General features: G+C 65.2%; 3 protein-coding genes. All 3 read left to right on the top strand.

Annotated features, from left to right (window positions below):
* Positions 1-183 precede the first annotated feature (183 nt).
* Complete coding sequence (locus ACODSP_RS28155) at positions 184-1,083, top strand: DMT family transporter (RefSeq protein WP_488968816.1); 900 nt, start codon at positions 184-186, stop codon at positions 1,081-1,083.
* Between the two features lie 123 nt (positions 1,084-1,206).
* Positions 1,207-2,376: an amino acid aminotransferase gene (locus ACODSP_RS28150; protein ID WP_488968815.1), complete on the top strand. Its 1,170-nt coding sequence runs from the start codon at positions 1,207-1,209 to the stop codon at positions 2,374-2,376.
* Positions 2,377-2,588: 212 nt separating this feature from the next.
* The coding region (rpsD, locus tag ACODSP_RS28145) for a 30S ribosomal protein S4 (RefSeq protein ID WP_488968814.1) at positions 2,589-3,075 on the top strand (487 nt) is incomplete at its 3' end.

Below are 3,075 nucleotides of genomic sequence, written 5' to 3'. Positions count from 1 at the left end.
CTCGGCCCCTGGGCCCCGGCCTTCGCCGGGGAGGCAATCTATGAGTTCCAATGGGCAGCAAAAACTACGCCTTGAATCTCAACAGACCTCAGTTTTCCCGCCGCCCTGCTCCGCATCCCGGTCCGGCTCCATTTCCGATCTGACGCTTGGCAACGCCCCGATGTCGGCCTATAGCCGCTGACCATGCCCCATCGCCCCTCCCTCTTCTCCTGGTTCCTGCTGCTGGCCGCCTCGCCCCTGCTGTTCGGGTCGAATGTGCTGACGGCACGGTTTGTGGCGGGGGAAATACCGGCGGTGGCCATGGCGTTCTGGCGCTGGGCCCTGGCGCTGCTGATCCTGGCCCCGTTCATCCGCCATGAACTGATCGCCGGCTGGCCGGAACTGCGGCGTGATTGGCGCGGGTTCCTGCTGCTGGGTGCGCTTGGCATGGGCATCTGCGGCGCGCCCGTCTATCTGGCGGGGCAGACGACGACGGCCACCAATATCAGCCTGATCTATGCGTCGGCACCCGTTCTGATCGTGCTCTATGGCCGGCTGTTCTGGCGGGAGAGGGTCAGCGCCGTTCAGGCCACAGGCGTGGCGGTCAGTCTGGCCGGCGTCGTCACCGTCATCGCCAAGGGCGATCCCAAGGCGCTGCTGCATCTGCATTTCACGGCGGGCGATCTCTGGATCGTGCTGGCCGCCAATGGTTGGGCCTTTTATTCCCTGCTGCTGCGCCATCGCGCCAGCGGCCTGACGCCCTTTGCCCGCTTCTCCGGCATCTGTGCCGGCGGGGTGGTGGCCATGTTGCCCTTCTATGGGCTGGAAATGGGCATGGGACAGATGGCGGACGGGTCGGTCCGCACCATCGCCACCCTGTTCTTCCTGGCCCTGGTGCCGGGCCTGGCCTCCTACCTTGTCTATGGGCGGCTGGTGACGGTGTTCGGGCCGGGCCGCGCCGGCATGACGCTCTACCTCACCCCGCTCTACAACGCCGCCCTGGCGGCCTTGTTGCTGGGGGAGCGGCTGGAAGGGTTCCATCTGGCCGGCATGGCCCTGGTGCTGCCTGGTATCTGGCTGGCCACCCGACGGCCCGCGCAATAATTTGTCAGCCAAACCGCCCGGGCAAGGCAGATCGGCGTTTCCCAGCCCCCACTTCGCACAGTAATTGCGCCGACGAAGGCCTATCCTGTGCCCACACTCCTACCCCGCCCACCCGAGGTTCCGATGTCCTTCTTTCAGCCGCTGGCCCAACAGCCCGCCGACGCCCTTCTGGCCCTGATCGGCATGTTTCGCAACGATCCCCGTCCGGGCAAGATCGACCTGGGCGTGGGCGTGTTCCGTGACGATGCCGGCCATACGCCCGTCATGCGCTCGGTCAAGGCGGCGGAACGCAAGCTGTGGGAAAGCCAGGACAGCAAGTCCTATCTGGGCCCTGAAGGCAATGTCGCCTTCGCCCGGCACATGGCGCGTCTGGCCCTGGGTGATGTGGAACTGGGCGGTCGCCTGACGGGCGTGCAGACGCCGGGCGGCACCGGCGCCCTGCGTCTGGGGGCCGAACTGATCGCCTCCAGCCGGCCCGGCGTCACCGTCTGGGTGGGTACGCCCACCTGGCCCAACCATCCGCCCATCCTGGCCGCTGCCGGTCTGAAGGCGCAGACCTACAAGCATTTCGATCCGGCCAGCCAGACCCTGACCTTCGATGCCGTCATGGACGCGCTGAACCGGGCGCAGCCGGGCGATGTCGCCCTGCTGCACGGCTGCTGCCACAACCCGACCGGGGCGGATTTCAGCCTGGAACAGTGGCGGGTGATTGCCGACACCCTGTCCTCGCGCGGCATCCTGCCCTTCCTGGATCTGGCCTATCAGGGCCTGGGCCTGGGCATGGAGCAGGACGCCGCCGGCGTGCGCATGGTGATGGATGCCTGCCCGGAGGCGGTGCTGGCCTATTCCTGCGACAAGAATTTCGGCGTCTATCGTGACCGTGTCGGCGCCCTGTTCGTGCAGACGGGCAGTGCCGCCGATACCGACCGTGTGGCCTCCAACATGCTGGCGCTCGCACGCGCCAACTGGTCCATGCCGCCCGACCATGGCGGGGCCGTCATCGCCACGCTTATGGATGATACCGCCCTGGTCGCCGATTGGACGCTGGAACTGAACACGATGCGCGACCGCCTGCTGGGCATCCGCGCGGCCCTTGCCGGCCATGGCAGCGTACTGGGCCGGGTGGATCAGCAGCGGGGCATGTTCTCCCTGCTGCCGCTGTCACCCGATGTGGTCAAGCGGCTGCGCGAAGAACATGCCGTCTATATGGCCGGCTCCGGTCGTATCAACATCGCGGGTCTGTCGGTGGAAACGGCGGGACGGTTTGCACAGGCACTGAACGCCTGCCTTTGAATCCTTTCTGGGTTGCGCGGGCGGGCCGCCAACGGGTTTGACAGGCCCTCCGCCATCCTCTATACCCGCCACCATTCCTGGGAAGGCGGGCGCCGGTCGTTTTGGCGCCCCGTCCCTGTTTTTGTCTTTTGGGATCGCCTGATGGCCAAAGGGCAGGGAACTACCGGGACAACAAAGCTGTCTGATCATCGGGCAGCATAACGGAGTTTGTGATGAGCAAGCGTCAAGAAGCCAAGTACAAGATTGATCGCCGCCTCGGCGTGAACCTGTGGGGCCGTGCCAAGTCCCCGGTCAACAAGCGTGAATATGGCCCCGGCCAGCATGGTCAGCGCCGCAAGAAGCCGTCGGACTTCGGTCTGCAGCTGATGGCCAAGCAGAAGCTGAAGGGCTACTACGGCAATATCGGTGAGAAGCAGTTCCGCAAGCTGTACCAGGAAGCCGTTCGCCGCAAGGGTGACTCGGGCGAGAACCTGATCCAGCTGCTGGAGCGTCGCCTGGACGCCGTCGTCTACCGCATGAAGTTCGCCCCGACCCCGTTCTCGGCTCGCCAGATCATCAACCATGGTCATATCCTGGTGAACGGCAAGCGCGTCAACATCCCCTCCTTCCAGGTGAAGGATAATGATGTTGTCGAGGTTCGCGCCAAGGCCAAGAACTTCGCCATCATCATGGAATCCATTCAGTCGAACGAGCGCGACT

This window comes from Niveispirillum sp. FG156 (assembly GCF_057809555.1).
Note: the sequence above shows the minus strand (reverse complement) of the source record. Positions and strands in the feature narration are given on the sequence as shown.